This window comes from Jiangella alkaliphila (assembly GCF_900105925.1).
GTDB classification, from domain to species: Bacteria; Actinomycetota; Actinomycetes; order Jiangellales; family Jiangellaceae; genus Jiangella; species Jiangella alkaliphila.
Genome location: NZ_LT629791.1, coordinates 3,882,061 through 3,897,269 on the forward strand (window position 1 = coordinate 3,882,061; position 15,209 = coordinate 3,897,269).

Below are 15,209 nucleotides of genomic sequence, written 5' to 3' on the forward strand. Positions count from 1 at the left end.
TCTCTCCTCGTCACTTGACCACGTAGATGGTGAGGAACAGGGCGATCCAGACGACGTCGACGAAGTGCCAGTAGTAGGACACGACGATCGTGCTGGTGGCCTGCTCGTGGGTGAACCGGCGCGTCATGAAGGTGCGGCCCAGGAGGAACAGGAACGCGACGAGGCCGAGCGTGACGTGCAGGCCGTGGAACCCGGTGGCGAGGTAGAAGATCGAGCCGTACGGGTCGCTGGACAGCGTCAGGCCCTCGTGCATCGCCAGCTCGGCGTACTCGAACACCTGGCCGCCGATGAAGAAGGCGCCCATGACGAACGTCAGCACGAACCACTCGCGCATGCCCCACTTGCCGATCTGCAGCAGGCTGCCCAGGCGGCCCACCTGGCCGCGCTCGGCCCGCAGCACGCCCAGCTGGCAGGTGACCGAAGACAACACCAGAACGGTGGTGTTCAGCAGCGAGAAGGGGACGTTGAGCAGCTCGGACTGCTGTTCCCACAGAGCGGGGGCGTTGGACCGGAGCGTGAAGTAGATCGCGAACAGGGCCGCGAAGAACATCAGCTCACTGGACAGCCACACGATCACCCCGACGGCGACGAGACTCGGTCGCTCGGGTTGCCGCGTGTGGGCAGCGTCGACGGCGGTTGCGGAAGCCACGCACGTCATTATGTCGGTCGCGGTTCGCGAGCACGACAGGACCCCGGGGTTGAGAGTTCCCGGCGTGTCCTCTCAATAGTGGGTGGCGCCTTGAGGTAAAGCAAGCCTTACCTCAATAGTCGGACGGCGAGACGGTTCTCGCGGTCCGGTGGGCGCGCACCGGTACGATCGTCTCGACCAGCCAGCCAGCCCGAGAGATCCCAGCGAGGACCCGCAGGATGAGCAGCACCGAGCCGACCATGACGATCCTCGTCTACAGCGACGACCGCACCACGCGCGAGCAGGTCCGGCTCGCCGTCGGCCGGCGTCCCGCGGCGGACCTCCCGAAGGTGGAGTTCGTCGAGGTCGCCACGCCCTCCGTCGCCATCCGGACGCTCGACGCCGGCGGCATCGACATCGCCGTGCTCGACGGCGAGGCGGTCCCGGCCGGCGGCATGGGCCTCGCGCGCACCATCAAAGAGGAGATCTACAACGCTCCGCCGGTGCTGGTGCTGATCGGCCGGCCGCAGGACGCCTGGCTGGCGACGTGGTCGCGGGCCGAGGCGGTCGTGTCGCACCCGCTCGACCCCATCGCCGTCGCCAACGCCGTCGCCGACCTCATGCGACGCCGGTCGTCCGGCGTCCCCGCCACGTCATGAGCGAGACGCAGCAGACCTGGCCCGCCGTCCTGACGGCGCTCGTCGGCGGCGAGGACCTCTCCACCGAGGCGGCCGCCTGGGCGATGGGCGAGATCATGCGCGGCGAGGCGACGCCGGTGCAGATCGCCGGGTTCGCGGTCGCGCTGCGTGCCAAGGGCGAGACGGTCACCGAGCTCGACGGCCTGGTCCAGGCCATGTACGACGTCGCGACGCCGTTCCCCGACCCCGGTCCCGCGCTGGACATCGTCGGCACCGGCGGCGACCGTGCGCACACCGTCAACATCTCCACCATGGCCGCCATCGCCGCTGCGGGCGCCAGCGCCCGCGTCGTCAAGCACGGCAACCGCGCGGCGTCGTCGCTGTGCGGGTCCGCCGACCTGCTCGAAGGGCTCGGCATCCGGCTCGACCTGCCGCCCCAGCGGGTGGCCGAGATCGCCGTCGAGGCCGGCATCACGTTCTGCTTCGCCCCGGCGTTCCACCCGTCGCTGCGGCACGCGTCGACGGCGCGCAGCGAGCTGGGCATCCAGACGACGTTCAACATGCTCGGCCCCATGGCCAACCCGGCCCGGCCCAGCGCCCAGGCCGTCGGCGTGGCCGACGCGCGAGTGGCGGGCCTGATCGCCGGCGTGCTGGCCGGACGCGGCACGTCCGCCCTGGTCTTCCGCGGCGACGACGGCCTCGACGAGCTCACCACCACGACGACGTCGCGGGTGTGGGTGGTGCGCGACGGCGACGTGACGGAGGAGCGGTTCGACCCCGCGTCGCTGGGCATCGCGCCGGTGCCGGCCGAGGCGCTGCGCGGCGGCGACGTCGCCTACAACGTCGGCGTGGCCCGGCGGTTCGTCGGCGGCGAGCAGGGTCCGGTGCGCGACGCGGTGCTGCTCAACGCGGCGGCCGGCCTGGCCGCGTACGACGCCGTCGACGCCCCGCTGACCGACCGGCTGGCCGCCGGCCTGGAGAAGGCGACGGCCGCCGTGGACTCCGGCGCGGCCGAGCGGCTGCTGGATCGCTGGGTGGCGGCCGCCTCCGCCTGACGCCGTCAGTCCTCGGCGCCGAGCGCGAAGGCGGCCTCGAGGTCGTGCTTGGAGTACGTCCGGAAGGCGATGTGCGTCTCGGTGTTGAGCACGCCGTCGACCTTGTTGAGGCGGTCGGCGACGACCTCGGCGATGGCCTCGTGGGTGCGGACCCGCACGAGGGCGACGAGGTCGATCTCGCCAGTGACCGAGTAGACCTCGCTGACGCCGTCGAGGGCGGCGATCTCCGTCGCGACCTCGGGGATGCGCGCGACGTCGGCCTGGATGAACACGATGGCGGTGATCACGTGATGTCTCCTCGGGGTGTGCCGGTTCGGCGCCGACACTACCGGCTGCACCGGGGGCCGACCGCGAGGTTCCTGGCAGCGTTGAGTCCCACAAGGGAAAAGAGACTAGTGCAACGGGCGCAGGGGACGGCGGTCGGCGAACGGACGGGCCGCGCGCTGGTCGTCGTCGCGGGCGTCGGCGACGGCGGTGTAGCCGGCCGCGCTGGGCCACGGCAGCGACCAGACGCCGTCGACGCGGACCAGTCGGGTGCCGGGGGTGTCGAGCCAGCGCAGCACGCACTCGGTCTCTTCGGCGGTGGCGGCCGGCAGCGGCACGGGCGCCGGTTGCACTGTCTCGGCCGTCGCGACGAGCGCCTCGACGGCAGGCCGCGGGTCGACGCCGGGCGGGGTGACCTCGGCGCCGGCCAGCCGGCCGTGCCGGACGACGTGCAGCTCCCACCCACCCACCTCACGCCGCCGCGCCGCCACCAGTTGCGGCACCGACGCCAGCGACGCCATGCGCTGCGACCGGACGAGCGAGCGCACCAGCGTGGCCAGCCGGTCGCGCCGGACCGCCGCCTCCTCGTAGCGTTCCTGCCCGGCCAGCGCCGTGATGCGCTCGAGCAGCCGGCGCACCAGCGGTCCGGGGTCGCCGGTGAACGCCTGGCGTACCTGGTCGACGTGGACCGCGTACTCCGTCGCCGACTCCGCGCCGGTGCAGGGCGCGCCGCAGCGGCCCATGTCGGCCAGGATGCACGCCGACGACGACGGCGACGCGGAGAGCCGCTGCGTGCACTGGCGGATCGGGACCGCCTCGTGCACGGCCGTCATGGCCGCCTCGGCGATGCGCCGCGACCCGAACGGCCCGAGGTAGGCCGAGCCGTCGTCGCGGACCTGGCGGACCAGCGAGAGCCGCGGGAACGCCTCGACGGTGAGCTTGAGCCAGCTGCCGCGCTCGGGGAAGCGCGACCGCCGGTTGTACCGGGGCTTGCGCTCGGCGATCAGCCGCAGCTCGCGGACCTCGGCCTCCAGCGGCGTGGCGCACTGGATGCCGGTGACGCCGGTGGCGATGGAGACCATCTCGGTCATGCGCGGCCGGGTCTCGGACGCCGTGAAATAGGTGCGCACGCGGGTGCGCATGTCTTTGCTCTTGCCGACGTAGAGCGTCTCGCCGTCGGGCGCGGTGAACATGTAGACGCCGGGCGCGTGCGGCAGCTGCTCGGACAGGTGCCGCTTCTGCCGCTGCGCCACGGTGACCTTGCTCTGCCAGAGCGCGAGCTCCTCGACGGTGTGCACGCCGACGTTGCCGAGCCGCTCGAACAGCCCGTGCAGGACGTCGACGGTGGCGCGGGCGTCGGCGAGCGCCCGGTGGTTGGGCGTCGTGGAGGCGCGGAACAGCCGGGCCAGCGTGGACAGCTTGCAGTCGCGGGCCTCGTCGCGCGACAGCACCCGGCGGGCCAGCCGCGCGGTGTCGAGCACCTGGAACGTCGGCCAGTGGGTGCCGGTGACCTCGCAGGCCGCCTTCAGGAACCCGACGTCGAACGGCGCGTTGTGGGCGACGATGACGCTGCCGCGGGCGAACTCGAGGAACGCCGGGAGCACCGACTGGATGCGTGGCGCGCCGGCCACCATGAGGTCGGTGATGCCGGTCAGCACCGCGATGAACGGCGGGATGGCCGACGACGGGCGGACCAGCGAGTCGAACTCGCCGACGACCTCGCCGCCGCGCACCTTCACCGCCCCGATCTCGGTGATCTCGTTGCCGTCGGGCGCCCCGCCGGTGGTCTCGAGGTCGACCACCACGAACGTGGTGGAGACCAGCGGCATGCCGATCTCGTCGAGCGTGCCCTGGATGGCCACCGCCGTCATGTCCCACCCCTCTCGGTCTCGGCCACCTGATCCGCACAGTAGGCATCGGCACTGACAATCTCCGGGCACGACGCGCTGAGGAACGGCCTACGCTGGGCGGGAACACGTCCGACGACCCGACGCCGAGGAGCAGCCCATGCCCGTTCCCCAGCCGTCCGAGACCACTCGGTGGCGCTGCGCGCAGTGCGGCAACCTGACCCGGTTCGACGTCGTGCGGTCCAGCCGCGTGCGCGAGTTCGTCCACGTCGACCTCGCCGGCGTGCCGAAGGTCGAGGAGACGGACGTCCTGGCCGAGTCCGTCGAGCGGGTGGTCTGCCGCTGGTGCGGTGGTGAGGGAACGGTGGAGCTCGTCGCGCGGCCAGACTCCGCGTGAGCACCCTGCCCGACGCGGTGCGGGCGCGGCTGGTCGCTCTCGGGTCGGACGTGCTCGGCTCGCTGCCCGCCGGTGACGTGCCCGGCGTGCTGCGTCCGGTCGCCCGGTTCGCGGCGGCCAAGCGGGCGCGGCTCGGCGCCGGCGCGATCGCGTCGGCGCTCGACACCGAGCCGGGCTTCCGGCGCCGCGTCCTCGACGCCGCGTCCGCCGCCGACCCCGCCCTCGCGACGGCCCTCGAGGCGGGGACGACGCCGGCCGCCGCCGACCCCGTCGACGTCGCCGTCCTCGCCTACCTGCTGCGCCCGGACGGCTGGGAGACGATGGTCGAGACCGCCGCGGCCTCCGTCCGCCGCGGTGACGACGAGGCCCGGCTCACCCGCGAGGCGGCCGCCGCCGAGCGTCTCCGCGAGCAGCTCGACGCTGCCCGCGCGTCCACGCGGGAGATGCGCACGACGATGCGCGCGGAGATCGACCGCCTCAAGGCCGAGAACACCATGCTGCGGCGGCGAATCCAGGAGACGCGCGAGCGGCTGAGTGAGGCCCGGCAACTGGAGCAGGACGAGCAGGAGCAGGCCGGCCGCGAGCTGGCCGACGCCCGGGCGGCGCTGCGCACGGCCGAGGTCGACGCGCGCCGGCTCCGGACCCGGCTGGCCGACGCCGAAGCCGCCCTGGAAGCCGCCCGCCGCAGCGGCCGGGCCGAACGCGGCCTCGGCACGGCTCGGCTCGCGCTCCTGCTGGACACGCTCGGCGACGCCGCGGCGGGCCTCCGTCGCGAGCTGGCGCTGCCCGCCTCGACCCTCTCGCCCGCCGACACCGTCGAGGCGGCCGTCCCCGGCGGACCCCTGGACGGCGGCGCGGTAGGCCGCGCCCGCGCCGCCGACGAGCCCGGGTACCTGGACGAGCTGCTGTCGCTGCCGCGCGTGCACCTTATCGTCGACGGCTACAACGTCACCAAGACCGCCTGGCCGACCATGCCGCTGGACGCCCAGCGGTCGCGGCTCGCGCAGGGGCTGTCGGCGGTGGGGGCGCGGACGGGCGCCGAGGTCACCCTGGTCTTCGACGGGGCGGACGTGACGGTGCCGCCGCCGGTCCCGGGGTCGGGGATCCGGGTCCGGTTCAGCCCGACGGGACAGTCGGCCGACGAGCTCATCCGGCGCATGGTGCGGGCCGAGCCCCAAGGCCGCCCGGTGGTGGTCGTGTCGTCGGATCGCGAGATCGCCGAGGGGGTTCGCCGGCCCGGGGTGCGCAGCGTCGAGGCGGTGGCGTTGGTGGGGTTGCTCAGTCGGTGAGTTGTTTTCGTTAGTTGGCCGGTTCCTCGGCCCCCTGCTGTTCGATGGTCGAGGGCGCGGCGGCGCGCCTCAAGCGGACTGTTGGGCGCTTCGCGCCGTCGATGACCGCATGACCCGCGCCGCCGCGCCCTCGTTCTCACAGCCATCAGGGGGCCTTCCGGAAAGTGGACCGGGCTTTCGGGCCCGCTGGCTGTTCGCTCTCCGCCGGCCTCTCACGGCCGCACCTTCCTGGCGACCGACTCCGCCGTTGGTGACGGGTCCGCCGGCCTCCTCGTGCCGCTGTTGGTGGGCGACCGACTCCGCTCTGGTTGAGCTCTGCTGGCCGCACCCGCCCATGATCATGTTCCCTGGCGGTCGCTGAGGCGCCGCCAGGGAACATGATCATGGGCGGGGCAGCGGCGCCACGTGCACCTCACTCGGCTGGGGTGCTCCTCACTCGCCTGAGGGCCGTACTGGGGTCGGTTCGAGGTCGGGTGCGCATTTCTGGCGGGTGAGGTGCACTTGCGGCGGGTGAAGAGGCCAGCGGAGGATGACCAACGGCGGAGTCGGTCCCCAGAACACCATCCAGGAAGGGCGAGCGGCCAGCGGACCAGAAGCACAGCGAGCCTTGGAAGCCAGGGCCCATCTTTGGGGCGACCCCTGACGCTGCTGTACCGGGGGCGCGGGAGGCCGGGTCAAGCGGTCATCGTCGCGCGAAGCGCCCAATAGTCCGCTTGAGGCGGCCTCCCGCGCCCCCGACAATCGAAAGCGCAGGGGGCAGGCCAACTCAGCAATACAGGCCAACGAGATCACACCAATCACACCCGTCACCTGGGATAACTGTCGTCTCATGGAGACCTTGTCGGACCCTGCCCCTACCGTCGTGATCAGCGGGGAGGAGAGCTCGTCGCGGAAGGCGTGAGAGGGAGGGATGGTCATGCACATCGACTGCGATCGCTGCGAGATGCGGGGCCTGGCGTGTTCGGACTGCGTGGTCTCGGTTCTCCTGGGGCCCATCGACAGTGAGTTGGGCGGTGAGGAGCGCCAGGCGCTCGGCGTGCTCGCGGAGGCCGGTCTGGTGCCGCCGTTGCGTCTGGTCGTCACAGAGGGTGACGGCGCGGCGAGAAATTCGGCCGAAACCCCCGCCAGGGATTTGCGGGAGGCACGTGAGGCTGGCTAGGCTCCCGGCCCAGGTGCCTGAATCCCGCCCCGAAGGAAGGACCAGAGTGCCTGAGCCAGGTGGTCACCCCCGCCGTCCGCGCCGCGCGCTAGTCGCACTGTGCACCGCAGCCGTCAGCGTCACCGGGGGCATGACCCTCATCACGCAGAGCAGCGCCGACCCGAAGCCGACGATCTCCGAGGTCAGGGAGCAGGTCGACGGCCTGTACCTGCAGGCGGAGCAGGCGACGGAGCGGTACAACGCCGCTACCGACGAGCTCACCGAGGTGCAGCGACGCATCGAGCGGGCGCAGGCGTCGGTCGACCGGCAGCAGGAGGCGGTCGACACCGTCAGGGCGCAGATCGGCGCTTACGCCGCGGCCACCTACCGGTCCGGTGGCATCGTCGACCCGACGCTGCAGACGCTGCTGGCCGAGAGTCCCGAGGAGTTCCTCGCGCAGGCCTCGGTCATGAACGCGTTCGCCGGGCAGCAGGCCGAGAGCCTGGCCAGCGCCGCCGACGTGAGCCGCAGCTACGAGACGGCCCGGCTGATGGCCGACGAGGAGATGACCCGCCAGCAGGCCATCGAGGCCACGCTCGAGACGGAGAAGGCGACCGTCGAGCAGCTGCTGGCCGACGCGCAGGAGATCCTCGACGAGCTCGAGGCCGAAGAGCTGGAGCAGCTCGAAGAGGACCGCGAAGAGAACTCCGAGATCCCCGACCGCGACGAGGACGACGAGGCCGAAGAGGACGAGGAGACGACCGACCCGCCGCCGGTGTCCGGCCGGGCCGGCGTCGTCGTCGACTTCGCGTTGGCGCAGGTCGGCGAGCCGTACGCTTGGGGCGGCAACGGGCCGGGCAGCTGGGACTGCTCGGGTCTCACGTCCGCCGCCTGGGCCGAGGCCGGGGTGAGCCTGCCGCGCTCGTCCGGCTCCCAGATCGGCGTCGGCACCCGCGTCTCGAAGAGCCAGCTCGAGCCCGGTGACCTCGTGTTCTACTACAGCCCCATCAGCCATGTCGGCATCTACATCGGCGGCGGCGAGATCGTGCACGCCACCCACCCGGGCGACGTCGTGAGCGTCGACGACGTCGACCTCATGCCGTTCGCGGGTGCCACGCGGCCGGGCTGACCCACCACAGACTCAGAGAAGCACGAGAGCCGGGCGCCCATTGGGCGTCCGGCTCTTCTTCGTTCGGAGCGAATCCGGACGAGCCACCCGTGACGCCGTTGTCACGGGTGCCTCGCTCCACCGGTTGCTCTCGCGGTGCAACCGCTGATCGGTGCGACGTCAGCCGACGCTGATGGCGTGTGCCAACTGCCAGCTGATGAACCACGTGCCGGCCAGGATCACAGCGAACACGGCCAGCCGCATCAGAGCGCTCTCGATGCGCAGAGAACTCTGCTCTCGTAGTGCGTCACGCATGGTCGACCACCCCCGGACATCTCAACCTCATACCGGCAGGTCAATTACCGGCCTACATCAAGGATGAGGTCAGATCACTTCGGGGTCGATGGAGCGAGCGTCTACTTACGTATCGACCGAACGGGGGAGGTGCGTCACACTCGGTGACGGCGCGTCACGCAGTGTCACACGAACGGCCCCGATGTCACGGCATCGCGTCCTGGTGTCACATTACCCCGGATGCGCCTCGTCGCCATTGCTCAACAGCCCAGCTCGTACCGCGGCCATGATCGCCTGGGCCCGGTTGGAGGCGTTGAGCTTGTCGTAGAGCTTCGAGACGTGCGTCTTCGTGGTCGACTCGCTGATGTACAGCTTGCGGGCGATGCTCGACACGCCGAGGCCGTCGGCGAGCAGGTCGAGCACCTCGCGCTCGCGCCGCGTGAGCTGCGGCCCGGTGGGGTGCAGACGCCGCTGCATGGCCTCGGCCAGGCCGTCGGCGACGAACGCGGACGGGGTGGCGGCGGCGTGGCGGGCGGCGGCGACGACGTCGTCGCTGGGGGAGCTCTTCGGGACGAACGCCGAGGCGCCGGCGTCGAGCGCGCCGAACAGGTGGTCGTCGCCGGCATACATGGTGAGGATGACCAGGCCGATGTCGCCGCGGGTCTCCCGGAGCCGCTGCGCCAGCTCCAGGCCGCTGCCATCGGGAAGCCGGATGTCGATGACCGCCACCGTGGGCTGGGTCGCCTCGGCCAGCTTGTGCGCCTCGGCGACGGTGGCGGCCTCGCCGACCACGGTGAATCCGGCGTCGCGCTCGAAGGCGCGGCGCAGACCTTGGCGGATGAGCTCGTGGTCGTCCACGAGCATGACCGACATGGGCACGGTGTTACCCCTCTCCATGAGCAATGTTGCCGAGGGATACGTCGACGACCGTGCCGCCCTCGGGCCCTTCATCTATGTCGAGCTTTGCGCCGACCCGCCGGGCCCGCTCCGCCATGATCTCCAGACCGTAGCGGCCGCGTGGCAGCTCTCGCATGCCCATGCCGTCATCGACCACGCGGATCTGCGCGTTGGGCGGGCTGACGTTCACGGTGACCCACAGGTTCTTCGCCTTGGCGTGCTTGCGCACGTTCGTGATGGCCTCCTGCCCGATGCGCAGCAGCTCGGCCTCGACCTCGGGACGCAGGCGGTCGTGCTCTTCCTGGTGCGCGAGATGCACCTTGAGCCCGGCCTGGGTGCCCACCTGACGGGCGTAGGCCGACAGCGACGTGCCGAGGCCGCCGTCGTGGTCGAGGTCGCTGCGCAGGTCGAAGATCGAGTGCCGCAGGTTGGACAGGATGCGGGTGAGCTCCTGCCGCAGCGTGGTCGACAGCGACTTGGCGTCGGCGTCGGTGGTGCGGGCGATGAGATCGTCGACGAGGTAGCCCAGCGAGGTCAGCTCCTGGGCGATGCCGTCGTGGATCTCGCGCGCCAGCCGGCGCCGCTCCTCGCGGGTGGCCAGTTCGCGCACCTCGTCGAAGAGCAGCGCGGTCTCCAGCCGCAGCGCGCCCTCGTCGGTGGAGCCGACGAGCAGCTGCAGCTCCTCGGACGAGACCTGGTCGGGCACGTCGGCGACGATGACGCCCATCGTGCGCGACCCGACCCGCAGCGGCAGCACGACGCGGTAGCCGCGCCGCCCGTTCGGGGTCCAGGCGGGCGTCTCGCTGCTCCACGCCTCGAGGACGACGGGGTCGCGCTCGGCGCCGAGCAGCCAGCCGTCGTCCTCGCCGCGGTGGGCGAGCGGGAACAGGTTGCCGCCCTCGCGCCGCACCAGCAGCGCGGCCCGGCGGACGGCGAGCGGCCCGGCGACGTGGTCGAGCAGGCCCTCCGCCAGCGTGCCGGGGTCGAGGCCGACGGACAGCCGGCGCGACACCACCCGCAGCTCGGACAGCAGCCGGTACGCGGCGGCGTAGCGCCCGCCGTCGGCGATCTGGATGCTGTCCAGCCGCAGCACCCATGCCCCGATGGCGCCGGTGGCGAAGATGATGACGACCCAGACGGAGACGCTGCCGAACGTGGGCAGCTCGATGAGGTTGCCACCGGCGAGGATGTTGCCGATGACCAGGCCGATCGCGCCGGTGAGCGTGGTGATGGCCGTGCCCATGATGCTGCCGGCCAGTCCGGCGGCGAACGCCGGCACCAGCAGGTACGGGAGCGCGAGGTACGCCTCGGGCAGCCCGAGACCGACGATGACCGAGGCCAGCGCCATCTCCGCGGCCACCCGTACGCGGGTGCGCGGGAGGATCCGTTCGGAGATCGCGGCCGCCAGCGCGACGAGGGCCAGCGCGCCGAGCCACCACCAGTCGGTGACGACGCTGCGGGCCGAGCCGGTCAGGGCGATGACGAGCGCGAGCATGCCGGGCCGCGCGACGGCCACGCCATGCCAATGACGCTGGACGGAATCGGGTGCCCACACACTCACAGGCGGCAGTTTGCCGTAAAACCTCGATCCGCGAGTTCCGAATCGCGGCATGTGCCCGTACTTCGAGACGTGAATTGGATCATGGAAACGTGATCTGTCCCACAGGAAGGGTCGTTACTGGCAGTGACGGCTTCGAAGCGTGGTGTGACGCTGTGACACCATCTCCGCTTCGAGTCGCGCGGGGGGCAGAAGTACGTTATGGGCCCGATTCGGCCGGTGCCATTCCGCCGCCGAAACGGACATCGCGGGCTCATCCGCGGGGGTCGGCGACGGCGCCGAGGAACAGGATCGTGCCGGTCCGGCTGTCGGAGATGGTGAACGCGAACGGCCGGTCCACCCGGAACTGCTGCCCGGCCGAGACGATCATGGCGCCACCCGTGACCGCGGCCGCCTCGGTGCCGGTCTCGTCGACCCGGATGTAGGTCTTCTGCGCGACGACGCTGAGGGCCGGGTTCACCGGCGACATCGGCGTGAAGTCGCCGCCGTCGAACGCGCTGCCCATGCCGAGGGCGATGAGCGCGTCGTTGAGCTCGGCCTCCCACTCCAGCTCGAACCGCGGCAGCACCAGCTCGCTCACGTGCTGAGGGCGCAGCTCGGCGACAGCTGCGGCCCACTCCGCGGCGTCGAGCGACGACAGCAGCTGCGGCAGGCTGGAGTCGGTGTCGGGGAGCAGGATCTCCATGGCGTACCGCTCGTCCTCGCCATAGGGGAGTCGCAGCATCTGGTAGCCGTCGCGTTGCACGACCAGAGGGACCGTGTCGGTGAGCTGCATGAGCGGCACCGTCACGGTGCGGCCGTCGGAGAGCCGGAAGCCGCCGTCGCGGGTGTCGTCCGGATCGAACGGGGTGGTCCAGGTGCCGAGGAAGTAGACGGCGTTCACGAGCGCGAGCACGGCGTTCGGGTTCGGCAGCCGGAGCTCCTCGGCGATGCCGTCGATGCGGTCCTCGGTCTGGTCCCGGACCCAGGCGTCGATCTCGTCGGCGGTCTCCTGCGACCCGAGATTGGCCTCGTCGACGGTCGCGCCGAAGGAGTCGCGAGCGAAAGCCAGATAGTCGTCCTCGAACGGCACGCCCGGCTGCGCCCAGAGCGCGTTGGCGGTGGAGAGCGTGACGTCGTCGGTGTCGGCAAGCTCCCGCAGCAGCTCCCCGACCCGGACGTCGCGCGAGTCGTCGAGGTGCAGGACGGCGGCCATCTCATCCGCAGTCTGTCCGCCCGCGCCGGCCAGGACCATGGCCAACAGCGCGGCCGCGGACACCGGCGACGTGACCGTGTTCTCGCCTTCCTCGGCGAGCTGGCCGAGCAGATCGAAGCCGAACTGGTTGACCGAGGAGCCGACGGCGGCCGCGTCGCCCGGCGCGAGGTCGGCGACCAGTTCCATCCGGGCCGCAGCCGCGGCTGCGTCACCGGGCGAGTCCTCGGTCGACGCGTTCGTCCCGCAGGCGGCGAGCAGCAGAGCGCCGGCCAGGACGCCGGTGATCGGTCGGGTGGTCGGCATGGCTGCCCCCTTGGGGATGGTGTGTCAGCCGCGTGGATCGGTCACGGTGCCGAGGAACAGGATCGTGCCGGTCCGGCTGTCGGAGATGGTGAACGCGAACGGCCGGTCCACCCGGAAGCTGTTGCCCGCTGACTGCGCCATCATCCCGCCGGTGACGGCGGCCGCCTCGGTACCGGCCTCGTCGACCCGGATGTAGGTCTTCTGCACCACGGTCTCGAGGAACGGGTTCTCCGGCGACATCGGGGTGAAGTCGCCGCCGCCGAACGCGCTCTCCATGCCGAGGGCGCGGAGTGATTCGTTGAGATCGGCCTTCCATTCCAGCTCGAACCGCGGCAGCGCCAGCTCGCTCACGTGCCGCTCCTGCAGCGCGCCGACGGCGGCGGCCCACTCGGCGGCGTCGAGCGACGCGAGCAACTGCGGCAGGTCCGCGCCGTGGTCGGGCAGCAGGATCTCCATGGCGTACCGCTCGTCCTCGCCGTAGGGCAGCCGAGCCATCTGGTAGCCGTCGCGCTGGACGACCGGAACGGAGACGTCCGTGCTGTGCATGAGCGGCACATCGGCCGTGCTGCCGTCGGCCAGCAGGAACGGCTCGTCGCGGGTGTCGGCCGGGTCGAACTGGGTCGTCCAGGTGCCGAGGAAGTAGACGGCGTTGAGCAGCACCAGGACGGCGTCGCCGCTCGGCAGTCCGAGGTCTTCGGCGATGCCGTCGATGCGGTCCTCGGTCTGGTCGCGCACCCAGGCGTCGATCTCGTCGGCGGTCTCCTGCGACCCGAGGTCGGCGTCGTCGATCGTGGCGCCGAAGGAGTCGCGGGCGAAGGCCAGGTAGTTCTCCTCGAACGGGTAGCCGTCGCGCGCCCACAGCGCGTTGGCCACGGACAGGGTGACGTCGTCGGTGTCGGCCAGCTCGCGCAGCAGCGCGCCGACCCGGACGTCGCGCGAGTCGTCGAGGTGGAGGACAGCGGCCATCTCGTCCGCCGTCTGGCCGCCGGCACCGGCGAGCACCATGGCGAGCAGCGCGGCCGCGGAGACCGGCGACGTGACGGTGTTCTCGCCGTCCTCGGCGAGCTGGCCGAGCAGGTCGAAGCCGAACTGGTTGACGGACGAGCCGACGGCGCCGGCGTCGGCCGGATCGAGGTCGGCGACCAGCTGCAGGGGCAGCGCCGAGCCACCGCCGGTGCTCGAGCCGGAACCCGGCGACTCGGCCGTTCCGCAGGCCGCGGCCAGCAGCCCGCCGGCCAGGACGCCGGCGATCAGACGGGTGTACGACATGGCTGCCCCCAAGGTGATGCTCAGCCGCGCGGGTCGGTCACCGCCCCGAGGAAGACGATGGTCCCGGTCTGGCTGTCGGAGATGGTGAACGCGAACGGACGGTCCACCCGGAAGCTCTGGCCGGCCGAGCTGCGGGTGACCCCGCCGGTGACGGCCGCGGCCTCGGTGCCGGCCTCGTCGACCCGGATGTAGGTCTTGTGCACGACGCTGGCGAGGTCCTGCGACTGCGGCGACATCGGCCGGAAGTCGGCGCCCTGGAAGGCCGGCCCCATGCCGAGCGCCGTGAGCGCGTCGCCGAGGTCGGCGTTCCATTCCAGCTCGAACTTCGGCACCACGACCGTCTGCAGGTCCTGTGGCGTCAGGGCGGCGACGGCGGCCGCCCACTCGGTGGCGTCCAGCGACGAGAGCAGGCCCGGCAGCCCGGCGGCGTCGTCGGGGAGCAGGATCTCCATGCCGTACCGGCCGTCGGCGCCGTAGGGCAGCCGCAGCATGGAGTAGCCGTCGCGCTGGACGAACGGCAGCGTCTGCTCGCGCAGGAACATCAGCGGGACGTCGGCGCTGCCGCCGTCGGCCAGCGTGAACGGCTCGGTCTGCGTGTCGGCGGGGTCGAACTGGGTGGTCCAGGTGCCGAGGAAGTAGACGGCGTTGACGAGGACGAGCGCCGCCTGCGCGTCGGGCAGGCCGAGGTCGCGGGCGATGCCGTCGATGCGGTCCTCGGTGTGCTCGCGCACCCAGGCGTCGATCTCGTCGGCGGTGTCCTGCGACCCGAGGTCGGCCTCGTCGACGGTGGCGCCGAACGAGTCGCGGACGAACGAGAGGTAGTCGTCCTCGAACGGGACGCCCTCCTGCGCCCACAGCGCGTTGGCCGGCGCCAGCGTGACGTCGGTGGTGTCGGCCAGCTGCCGCAGCAGCGCCCCGACCCGGACGTCGCGGGGGTCCTGGAGGTGCAGCGTGCCGGCCATGGCCTCGGCGGTCTCGCCGCCGGCCCCGGCCAGGACCATGGCCAGCATGGACGCGACGGAGACCGGCGACGTGACGGTGTTCTCGCCGCCGTCGGTCAGCTCGCCGAGCAGGTCGAAGCCGAACTGGTTGACCGACGCGCCGACGGTGCCGGCGTCGGCCGGCGCGAGATCGGCGACGACGTCGATGCGCGGCGCCGGACCCGGGTCGGTGGTGGGCGACGCGGCGGCCTCGCCCGCGCCGCCGGAGCCGTCACCGCCGCCGTCGGCCTCGTACTCCGGGCTGGCGCCGCACCCGGCGACCAGCAACGCGCCGGCGAGCACCGCGGTGACCACGCGGGGCAGGGACATGAGGGCACCTCCGGGCGAC

General features: G+C 71.9%; 15 protein-coding genes. 6 read left to right on the forward strand and 9 right to left on the reverse strand.

Going from position 1 to position 15,209, the window contains the following annotated elements; translation table 11 throughout:
- Positions 1-10: 10 nt before the first annotated feature.
- Entirely contained in the window at positions 11-658 is a 648-nt protein-coding gene (gene ctaE / locus BLV05_RS17685; protein ID WP_082155511.1) for an aa3-type cytochrome oxidase subunit III, read from the reverse strand.
- 209 nt (positions 659-867) lie between these two features.
- Here ctaE and BLV05_RS17690 point away from each other — a divergent pair, with 209 nt between their 5' ends.
- Together BLV05_RS17690 and trpD are read left to right on the forward strand one after the other, a co-directional pair.
- Entirely contained in the window at positions 868-1,287 is a 420-nt protein-coding gene (locus tag BLV05_RS17690; protein ID WP_046770627.1) for a response regulator, read from the forward strand.
- Complete coding sequence (trpD, locus tag BLV05_RS17695; RefSeq protein WP_046770626.1) at positions 1,284-2,321, forward strand: anthranilate phosphoribosyltransferase; 1,038 nt, start codon at positions 1,284-1,286, stop codon at positions 2,319-2,321. The genes BLV05_RS17690 and trpD overlap by 4 nt, the downstream gene beginning before the upstream one ends.
- A 5-nt stretch (positions 2,322-2,326) precedes the next feature.
- On the opposite strand, the gene BLV05_RS17700 is transcribed toward trpD, so the two are convergent.
- Together BLV05_RS17700 and BLV05_RS17705 are read right to left on the reverse strand one after the other, a co-directional pair.
- Positions 2,327-2,608, reverse strand: coding sequence for an Lrp/AsnC family transcriptional regulator (locus BLV05_RS17700; protein ID WP_046770625.1), 282 nt, complete (start codon positions 2,606-2,608; stop codon positions 2,327-2,329).
- A 105-nt stretch (positions 2,609-2,713) separates the two neighbouring features.
- Positions 2,714-4,456: a DEDD exonuclease domain-containing protein gene (locus BLV05_RS17705; protein ID WP_046770624.1), complete on the reverse strand. Its 1,743-nt coding sequence runs from the start codon at positions 4,454-4,456 to the stop codon at positions 2,714-2,716.
- Positions 4,457-4,592: 136 nt separating this feature from the next.
- Here BLV05_RS17705 and BLV05_RS17710 point away from each other — a divergent pair, with 136 nt between their 5' ends.
- The 4 genes from BLV05_RS17710 to BLV05_RS17725 all read left to right on the forward strand — a co-directional run bounded on the left by BLV05_RS17710 (position 4,593) and on the right by BLV05_RS17725 (position 8,385).
- The gene (locus BLV05_RS17710) at positions 4,593-4,829 is read left to right on the forward strand and encodes a hypothetical protein (protein WP_046770623.1); all 237 of its coding nucleotides are present in this window, start codon (positions 4,593-4,595) and stop codon (positions 4,827-4,829) included.
- Positions 4,826-6,118 carry an NYN domain-containing protein gene (locus tag BLV05_RS17715; protein WP_046770622.1) on the forward strand — a complete coding sequence of 431 codons (1,293 nt, stop codon included), beginning with the start codon at positions 4,826-4,828 and terminating at the stop codon, positions 6,116-6,118. The genes BLV05_RS17710 and BLV05_RS17715 overlap by 4 nt, the downstream gene beginning before the upstream one ends.
- 916 nt (positions 6,119-7,034) lie before the next feature.
- On the forward strand, positions 7,035-7,277 hold the full coding sequence (locus BLV05_RS17720; RefSeq protein WP_046770700.1) for a hypothetical protein: 243 nt from the start codon (positions 7,035-7,037) through the stop codon (positions 7,275-7,277).
- Between the two features lie 130 nt (positions 7,278-7,407).
- Positions 7,408-8,385, forward strand: a complete 978-nt coding sequence (locus BLV05_RS17725; RefSeq protein ID WP_052762766.1) for a C40 family peptidase — start codon at positions 7,408-7,410, stop codon at positions 8,383-8,385.
- Positions 8,386-8,544: 159 nt separating this feature from the next.
- Here BLV05_RS17725 and BLV05_RS38225 read toward each other — a convergent pair whose 3' ends face one another.
- The 6 genes from BLV05_RS38225 to BLV05_RS17750 all read right to left on the reverse strand — a co-directional run bounded on the left by BLV05_RS38225 (position 8,545) and on the right by BLV05_RS17750 (position 15,190).
- Positions 8,545-8,679 (reverse strand): hypothetical protein, encoded by a 135-nt coding sequence (locus BLV05_RS38225; RefSeq protein WP_267884895.1) that lies wholly within the window; start codon positions 8,677-8,679, stop codon positions 8,545-8,547.
- A 210-nt stretch (positions 8,680-8,889) separates the two neighbouring features.
- Positions 8,890-9,531, reverse strand: a complete 642-nt coding sequence (locus BLV05_RS17730; protein WP_197683185.1) for a response regulator transcription factor — start codon at positions 9,529-9,531, stop codon at positions 8,890-8,892.
- Positions 9,532-9,541: 10 nt separating this feature from the next.
- Positions 9,542-11,071, reverse strand: coding sequence for a GAF domain-containing sensor histidine kinase (locus BLV05_RS17735; RefSeq protein WP_052762765.1), 1,530 nt, complete (start codon positions 11,069-11,071; stop codon positions 9,542-9,544).
- Between the two features lie 295 nt (positions 11,072-11,366).
- Positions 11,367-12,611: a serpin family protein gene (locus BLV05_RS17740; protein WP_046770619.1), complete on the reverse strand. Its 1,245-nt coding sequence runs from the start codon at positions 12,609-12,611 to the stop codon at positions 11,367-11,369.
- 24 nt (positions 12,612-12,635) lie between these two features.
- Positions 12,636-13,880, reverse strand: coding sequence for a serpin family protein (locus BLV05_RS17745; protein ID WP_046770618.1), 1,245 nt, complete (start codon positions 13,878-13,880; stop codon positions 12,636-12,638).
- Positions 13,881-13,900: 20 nt separating this feature from the next.
- Positions 13,901-15,190, reverse strand: a complete 1,290-nt coding sequence (locus BLV05_RS17750; protein ID WP_046770617.1) for a serpin family protein — start codon at positions 15,188-15,190, stop codon at positions 13,901-13,903.
- Positions 15,191-15,209 lie beyond the last annotated feature (19 nt).